8 protein-coding genes are annotated in these 8,372 nt (G+C 40.2%); 6 read left to right on the top strand and 2 right to left on the bottom strand.

What is annotated here, in order from left to right; translation table 11 throughout:
* Positions 1–21: 21 nt before the first annotated feature.
* Entirely contained in the window at positions 22–675 is a 654-nt protein-coding gene (locus IEX12_RS17440; RefSeq protein ID WP_230856133.1) for a PadR family transcriptional regulator, read from the bottom strand.
* A gap of 317 nt (positions 676–992) precedes the next feature.
* On the opposite strand from IEX12_RS17440, the gene IEX12_RS17445 reads away from it, so the two are divergent.
* Positions 993–2,390 carry a right-handed parallel beta-helix repeat-containing protein gene (locus IEX12_RS17445; RefSeq protein ID WP_088051395.1) on the top strand — a complete coding sequence of 466 codons (1,398 nt, stop codon included), beginning with the start codon at positions 993–995 and terminating at the stop codon, positions 2,388–2,390.
* Positions 2,391–2,618: 228 nt separating this feature from the next.
* Here IEX12_RS17445 and IEX12_RS17450 read toward each other — a convergent pair whose 3' ends face one another.
* Positions 2,619–3,419: a sulfite exporter TauE/SafE family protein gene (locus IEX12_RS17450; RefSeq protein ID WP_188725576.1), complete on the bottom strand. Its 801-nt coding sequence runs from the start codon at positions 3,417–3,419 to the stop codon at positions 2,619–2,621.
* Between the two features lie 360 nt (positions 3,420–3,779).
* On the opposite strand from IEX12_RS17450, the gene IEX12_RS17455 reads away from it, so the two are divergent.
* The 5 genes from IEX12_RS17455 (at position 3,780) to IEX12_RS17475 (ending at position 8,173) form a co-directional block, all read left to right on the top strand.
* Positions 3,780–4,274, top strand: a complete 495-nt coding sequence (locus IEX12_RS17455; protein WP_155555017.1) for a DUF2798 domain-containing protein — start codon at positions 3,780–3,782, stop codon at positions 4,272–4,274.
* A 516-nt stretch (positions 4,275–4,790) separates the two neighbouring features.
* Positions 4,791–5,495 (top strand): response regulator transcription factor, encoded by a 705-nt coding sequence (locus IEX12_RS17460; RefSeq protein WP_088051393.1) that lies wholly within the window; start codon positions 4,791–4,793, stop codon positions 5,493–5,495.
* Positions 5,496–6,491, top strand: coding sequence for a sensor histidine kinase (locus IEX12_RS17465; RefSeq protein ID WP_088051392.1), 996 nt, complete (start codon positions 5,496–5,498; stop codon positions 6,489–6,491).
* Positions 6,492–6,564: 73 nt separating this feature from the next.
* The gene (locus tag IEX12_RS17470) at positions 6,565–7,509 is read left to right on the top strand and encodes an ABC transporter ATP-binding protein (RefSeq protein WP_088051391.1); all 945 of its coding nucleotides are present in this window, start codon (positions 6,565–6,567) and stop codon (positions 7,507–7,509) included.
* Positions 7,481–8,173: an ABC transporter permease gene (locus tag IEX12_RS17475; RefSeq protein ID WP_088051390.1), complete on the top strand. Its 693-nt coding sequence runs from the start codon at positions 7,481–7,483 to the stop codon at positions 8,171–8,173. Before IEX12_RS17470 ends, IEX12_RS17475 begins: the two co-directional genes overlap by 29 nt.
* The last annotated feature ends 199 nt before the right edge of the window (positions 8,174–8,372 follow it).

An 8,372-nucleotide genomic window follows, 5' to 3' on the forward strand; every position in this document is an offset into this window, starting at 1 on the left:
ATACAACCTTTCATATATAAATTAGTTTTCTTTCTCGCGCAGCTCTTCCATGCTCCATTTCAGCCGTTTTGCGTTAATATCCGCGATGATTGATTGAATCCATTCTATTTCAGCCGTAAGTACTGCTCGTTGATATTCGGCCTCAAGTAAAAATAAGCGCGGCAGACTCATTGATGCTCCTTTCTGAAACTGATCTTCTTCAAGTCGAGCAAGTGTATTTTCAAGAACACTTACTCTTTGCTTGAAGAGCAATGCAACATCTTCAGGCGTTAACAATGCCAGAAAAGATACAGCAGCAGGGAACTCTAAAAACTCCTGAGCCGGTGTAGAAATCATTTCCCGGATCCATGAATATGCAGTGTTTCGTCCTAGATCCGTGATTTCATAAACAATTAAATCCGGTCTCCCTTCATTTTTTTTCTTTTCCTGGATGGTAATGGCCTTGTCTCGATGTAAACGATCAATCGTTTGGTAAATACTCGTGCGATGGCGAACGTTAATAACTTCATCTTTCCCCCTCTCTTTAATAAGCTGTTGCATACGATACGGATGCATAGGCTCCTCAATAAGAAAACAAAGAACGGCTAAAGCGACAGGTGATTTTTTAATTGTGTTTTTCATATTCATAATATTACTATTAATAATATGACGTGTCAAGATATAATAAGCCGTCAAATTTACTCCATCCCCTGTTTTGGTTAATAAGCCAATGTATTGATTTATTAGTAGCGAATAGAATAAATGCCCTCCTTTACGAAAGCAAACGGATCTATGCGGCTCACGAATAGGCCGGCTGCTGACTTTTATCCTTGTCCAAGGCGGAAGATGTGATTTGGACTCGAACTGATTACACGATGACAACCGCATTTCATGCAGGCAAGATTTTTGTGGTAAAATTGAATGGATTATCTATTATGTGTTGTCGATACGATGCTTTTTTTATCATCAGCAGGAAGCGAACTACACAAATTATATTTAAGAAGGAATGTTAAATGAAAATTACTATGTTTATCCTCTTGGCTGCGGCAGCTATCATGGTTGTTTTTGCCATAAATAATACGGATGCTAAAAAGGATAATGCTATCTACGTATCTGTAAATGGCGATGATCAAAATGATGGCACAAAATCAAAGCCATTTCGCACACTAAAAAAAGCCTCCTCAGAAGCTAAAGCGGGGACTACTGTCTACATACGGAAAGGGACCTATAATGAAAAGCTTGTCGTGAAACATAGTGGTACAAAAGCAAAACCAATTATTTTTAAAGCCTACAATAAGGAACAGGTCGTTCTCAGTGGAAAGAGCCTAAAGGATACTGAGGGGGATACATCCTTAGTTACGATAAACAATAAAAATTATATTACGATTAGTGGATTAACGATACAAGATTTAACGACTGATTTACCAAATGAAACGGTAATGGGGATTTATGTAACGGGCTCTAGCAGTCATATTACATTAGAGAATAACCATGTGCAGCGAATGGAGACCCATGCAGATGATGGGAATGGCCATGGGATTGCAGTATACGGAACTGGCCCGATGGAAGACATCCATATTTTAAATAATACGGTGGAAGATTTAAAACTGGGTTCTAGTGAATCGCTTGTACTTAATGGAAATATTGATGGTTTTAAGGTGGAAAATAATCTAGTTCGCCGAAACGATAATATCGGAATTGATCTAATCGGGTACGAAGGTACTTCTAATGATAAAAGAGCTGACTATGTGAGAAATGGTGTTGTTAAACACAATAAAGTTTATGAAATATCCTCGTATGGCAATCCGGCCTATGGGGAAGATTATTCCGCTGGCGGAATTTACGTAGATGGTGGGAAAAACATAACCATTGAAAAGAATACCATTTATAAATGCGATATCGGAATTGAAGCAACCTCTGAACATGCAAAAAAATATGCTGATCATATTAACATTATAGACAATATTATTTATCACAACTTTTACACTGGGATATCGATTGGCGGATATGGCGAAAATCGGGGAGGCACGATCCATTCTACCATCTCTCAAAACATCATGTATCGAAATGATACGAAGGGACTGGATGGGGGACAGCTTTTATTACAGCACGATGTAAAAAACAACGTGGTCGAAAAAAATATTATGACCGCTGGACCATCTCGTTTATTTATTGCCAACTATTTTACAACCAATCAAGCAAATAAACTACAAAGGAATGTATTTCATAAAGAAAAGGGTAAAACTGGTATTTGGGTATGGAAGGATGAAGAATATACTTCTTTTCCGGAATTCAAAATTGATTCAAAAAGTGATGCGAAATCCAGCTATTTAGATCCAAAATATGAAAATGAAAATAAATATGATTTTAGATTGAGAGAGGATTCACCTGCGAAAAAAATTGTGGAGTAATTTTCATTTGGTATCCTTGAAAACTGTACTGAAAAATTGATTTAGTTCTACATTGTTCTCAATTCGCGGTCTTCTTATCTCAAGGGACTTATTCGACTTTAACGGGCAGTAAGAACCCCACTTCAAGCATTTAAGGGAATCTAGAATGATAAGTGGGGATCCAAGTCCGATTCGGTTCAACTAACAATCAGTGGGGATGAAGGATTTCCCCCTGATTGAAGTTTCACTTTATTCGAAGATCATCGTGATGACGACAACAACAAGTAACACAATATAAATCCTGGAAAATAGACGATCGGGCATGTGGTGTGCAACACGGGAGCCTATGGGGACCCCGATAAATCCCCCTATAACCATACCTATAAAAGCCGGAATATAAACAAAACCGAAACACCATGAAGGCAGATCGGGCTGTTGCATGCCTGTAAATACAGAAGTAATTGTTCCCACAATCGCTATAGGCAGACTTAGCGGAGTTGCCAATGATACAGCATTGACCATTTTTAATTTGCAGCTTCGTAAAAAAGGAATGGTTAATACACTTCCACCGATTCCTAACAACGTAGCAATGAAACCAATGCCAGTCCCAAGAAAGGAGGTCTTTACACGGTTAGGAATCTTGATATCATGGTCTCCTATATCTATAAACGTTTTCTTTACAAGGGAAGAAATGATTGTATAAACCACAAAAAGAATAAATAAATATCTGAGAATGTTTCCTCCAATAAAGGGAGAAACAAGCCCTCCAATTAAAGAGCCGACAGCAATTGCCGGCGCCATTCGAAAAAAGATAAACCATAATATATGGTGTTGCCGATGATGGGAGATCGTGGAATTCAACGCATTGACAATCATAATCGCAAGCGATGTCCCAACCGCCACATGCATAACCAAAAAGTGAGGAACATGCAGATGCGGAAGCAGTAAATACAGAACAGGGATGACCACAAACCCGCCACCGAAACCAAACATACTTGATAAAAATCCGGTTAAAACACCCATTCCTAAAAATACAGCAATCGAATACACAAAGATCAACTCCATGACTTACCGGGAATACTTGTAAGCGAATCCTAGTACTTTTCATTTTCCTTTGCCATTATACAGTAACCGTAACAGTTGGTACAGGAATTCTCTTAGCGTGGGTATAATCACAAACAATTAAATTAATCTTGGATAAGCCGAAATATGATCGGTAGTTTTTCAGTATGTTTCGGCTTTGTCATCTGTTGAGTGGAGAAAAATGCGGGTGGGAAGTCTGTATCTTTTCCGACTATTTTTAGAAAACCTAAGGATCAAATTAATGAAACTTAGTTCACAAAATGTTCACTTACGAGGGGGTTTTTAAATCTTTATAATACAAAGGTATAAAAAGAAAGGATGATGAAATTGCCAACAACTAAAAAAGAAAGTATACAATTTGGTTTCATGATGTGTTTGGGAATGGTGACAGTGATGACCCTATATAATTATTACTTAAACGGAACGATTGGAAAAATGACTTTCATAGAAGGAATATCGGATTTTTTTATTGGGTTTATCATTGCATTTATACTTGACCTAGTTATTGTTGGACCTAATGCTAAAAAAATAGCATTGAAAATAACGGCTAATACAACAAACAGGTTATATACAGTCCTAGCAATTTCAACATGTATGGTTATTGGAATGGCGTTTTTCATGTCAATTTACGGTATAGTTACAACCAATTTACACAATGATTATACGAGCTCAATTATGACAGATTATTTATCAGTGTTTGGTAAAAACTTTATTATGGCACTACCTTTACAACTTATTATTATGGGACCGCTAGTGCGTTTTATATTTACTAAGTATATTAAATCCAATAAAAATGAATATGAAAATTTAGAAGAAATGTAACGTTTCAGTAAAAAGTTGGTTTATAACCTTCCTATTATCTTTTTCGTTATCTCTGCTGAAAGAGTTGGTACCTGCTGTAATTAAGTAGGAGAGAGGAAAGGGAGGGATAAAGGCTGGGGAGCGTTTTATAGCAAGTGAGGTTTTCGAAATTATTTCCAAATGAAAAATGAATCCGAAATCAATTCAAATTCGGGCTGGATCCATGAGGGTTCAGTCTTTTCTTGGTGCCCGGAATAGGTGCCGTATAAGGACCGGTACGTGCGGCCTAGGGAACTAAGAAAAATCATCTCCCCTCTATCTCGATTCTTTCCCAACATGCTCATTCTTACCCAAAATTCATGGCAACCCATTCCAAGTATCCTTTAAAAGGCATTTTGACTGAGGTGAAAAATAACGGTAAAGTGATTAAAGTAGAAGATTGATGATAGCGGGTGTATCTATGAGTTCCATACTTATATCAGCGCCAGCCATTCCATTAATAAAGATAGATACCATAGAATAAGGAGGAACATTGCAATGGAAGGAAACTTACTGATTATTGAAGATGATCCTGAAATCAGCAACATGGTAGCAAATTATCTGGAAAAGGAAGGGTACCAAACCACAGTTGTCCATGATGGAGAACAAGCTCTTCGGGAGTTCGTGCTAGACCGTTTTGACCTGGTTCTGTTGGATTTAATGCTCCCCAAGCTGAATGGACTGGAAGTTTTGCGACAAATTAGGGAACAAAGCCGGGTACCCATTCTGATTTTGTCGGCAAAGGATGGAGAAGCGGATAAGGCACTTGGTCTGCGAATCGGCGCTGATGATTATATTGCTAAACCGTTCTCGCCGCTTGAGTTAGCTGCACGTGTTGAGGCATCGATTCGCAGGGCAACGCAATATTCCAACGCTGATAACGGAAATGAGCCGAAACCGCAGTTATTGTCTGTTGGCGAATTAATCATAGATCCTGATAATTTCAAAGTCTTGAAAAAAAACAAAGAGATTAAGTTGACTGCCAAGGAATTTCAGATCCTGAAGCTGTTTGTTCAACATCCGACGCGGGTTTATACGAAGGCAATGCTTTATAAACTTGTATGGAATGAGGAATACTATCATGACGATAATGTCATTAATGTACATATGAGACGCTTGCGGGAGAAGATTGAAGACGATCCGTCAAATCCACGCTATATCTGCACGCTGTGGGGAATTGGTTATCGGCTGGGGGAACAGTAAATGGCAATGTTCTGGTGGATTTGGCTGATTACTGCTGTGGGATTTTTCCTATTGTATTTACGTGAGCGGGCATCGAGAAGGGCGATTCGAAACGATCTAGCTTACATCAACCGAAAAATGGTGGAATTTACAGATGACACTAAACCCCTGACACAGGAAAGTCTTCTTGTGGTGACTAATGAACCCGAGCTGCGAGAGCTGCTTCGTGTGGTCAATGCAATAGTTGATCGTGCGCGTCAATCGGCCTCAGATTATGTGCGAATGGAGCGGGAGATGCGCAGGATGCTGTCGAATGTATCGCACGATTTAAAAACACCGCTCACTGTTATTATGGGCTACGCCGAGGTGCTTGACCGGAATTTTGACTTGTCTGAGGACGAACGAAGAAGAATGCTTAGCCAGGTTTACAAAAAGACGACCCAGGTGCAGGAACTGATTAATGCTTTTTTTGATTTGTCCAAACTCGAGTCGGATGAGTATGACATTCCATTCTCCATGGTGGACGCTTGTGAAGTGTGCCGTCAGCGAATATTGGTTTATTTCGATCTTCTTTCTGAACGGGATATCAAGGTGGATATCCGTGTTCCCGAAGAGGCGGTATTGGTGTACGCGAATGAGGAGGCTCTGTCAAGAATTCTTGATAACTTGCTGTCCAATGCCATACGTTATGGTTCAGATGGGGGATATTTGGGATTGTCGCTTATATCGGACAAAGAAAAGGTTCAGATCAATGTGATTGATCGCGGGCGTGGTATCGAAAAGGTAGATCAAGCCAGAGTCTTTGAAAGAATGTACACAATGGATGATTCAAGAAACCGCAATATACAGGGCAGCGGACTGGGGCTCGCCATTGCAAAAAGGCTGACGGAGCGATTGGGCGGCCGCATTGATCTGGCCAGCATCCCCAATCAGCGCACTTGTTTCACTGTAACCCTTCCCAAGTCCGAATTCGGATCCTCTCAAAAAGGAGAAACGGACGAATTAAGAAATAAGTAAGATTTCCGTCATTTAAAAGAAAGAATCCTGCGATATTCTAAAAGAGAATTAAAAATAAATGGGAGTGAAGAAAATGACAAGTGTCATCCGAACACGGTTACTTAATAAAAGTTACGGAACGGAGGAGGTTGTGTCTAGCGTCAATATGAACGTTCAGCGCGGCGAAATATACGGATTTCTCGGACCGAATGGCGCAGGGAAATCGACTTTAATGAAGCTGTTGCTTGGACTGGTGAAGCCCACTGGCGGCGAAATCGAACTATTCGGAGAGCGGTTGCTCATCAATTCTACGGAACATCTTAAACGGATCGGGCATTTGATTGAGACACCGGTCTTCTATGAGAAGTTAACTGCGAAGCAAAATCTGGAGCTTCACGGCGAGTACATGGGATATTACAATACACAGATGGTTCGTGAAGCATTGGAGCTGGTACAGCTGTCCGGTGTTGATAACAAGCCTGTAAAACAATTCTCACTTGGCATGAGACAACGGCTCGGTATTGCGCGGGCGATCTCTACCCGGCCTGAATTGCTATTACTGGATGAACCCGTGAATGGCTTAGACCCGGAAGGCATTCAAGTCATGCGAAATTTATTCCGCAGGCTGCGCGATGAATGGGGCCTATCACTTCTGATTTCCAGTCATTTGCTTTCTGAGATTGAGCAGGTAGCCGATACGATCGGCGTTATCAATGGTGGACAATTGATTCGTCAGGTATCTATGGAAGATGTTCGGGCGTCCACAACCGATTATGTGGAGATTGTTACGTCAAATATCACCCTTGCAGCCTTTGTGCTGGAGGAGAAACTAGACTTGAAAAATCTCAAGCAAATCAGCGACTGTAAGATACGAGTCTATGACTTGGGAATTTCGCAGGATACGTTATCCAAAGAACTTGTATTGAACGATGTGCCGATTGAATCGATTAATCGCCACCATCATTCATTAGAGGAATACTTTTTCGGTATGATTAAAGGAGGTACTAACCATGATACACCTTATCAAGCTGGAGTTTAAGAAAGGTGGCCTTAACGGTTACCTTTGGGGATCCCTGCTAGCTTATGCGGGCATCGCCGGTCTTACGATGATGATTTATTTTACCAGCCATAACTTGTCGGAGGATGGATTTCAGAACTATGAGGATGCGCTAAATGTTATCAATACATTCGTGCTGGCGACATTTATTATTTACGCGTCGGTTCTCCTATCGAAGCTTATTATTAACGAATTCAGGGATAAGACCATCACCCTCTTATTTGCCTATCCAATAAATCGTAAGAAACTTATTTTTGCCAAGCTGTCGATTGTATTCTGCTGGACATTCGTCAATGTCGTTTTAGCCAATCTGCTCGTTGACGCCTTGTTTATCGTAATGAATCATAACATTGGTTTTGTATCCGGTACTTTAACGACTACGTTGCTGGTTCATCAAGCAATATATGTGCTGCTACAGGCCTTCGGAGCAGCAGGAATGAGCTTGTTGGCACTGGTGTTGGGCTTGCGAAAGAAATCAGCGGCGGCCACTGTCGCCTCATCCATTTTTATCGTAATTATCATGTGCTCGAACACGGGGAGTTTCAATCTAAGTTCCATTATTGCGGTTCCTTTGTCCCTTGCAGCACTTGGCATACTCATTACTTATCTAAGTTTTCGGAACCTCGATCGGGTGGATGTGAGTTAAACTGATTCAATTACAGAAGTTGACTTCAAAGGGAATACGACAACCTCTATCCGATTAAATAGATTATACCTTGGAAAGGTTTAAAAGAGTAACAAATACTAGTTAATAACTCAAGTATCGGACATGATAAATAAACCTCAACCTATGGTATAAATAGAACAGAGGTGATTTTATATCATGCTGCACCTGGATTAAGTAA

The sequence above is a fragment of the Lentibacillus populi genome, assembly GCA_014642895.1.
Lineage (GTDB): Bacteria > Bacillota > Bacilli > Bacillales > Amphibacillaceae > Lentibacillus_C > Lentibacillus_C populi.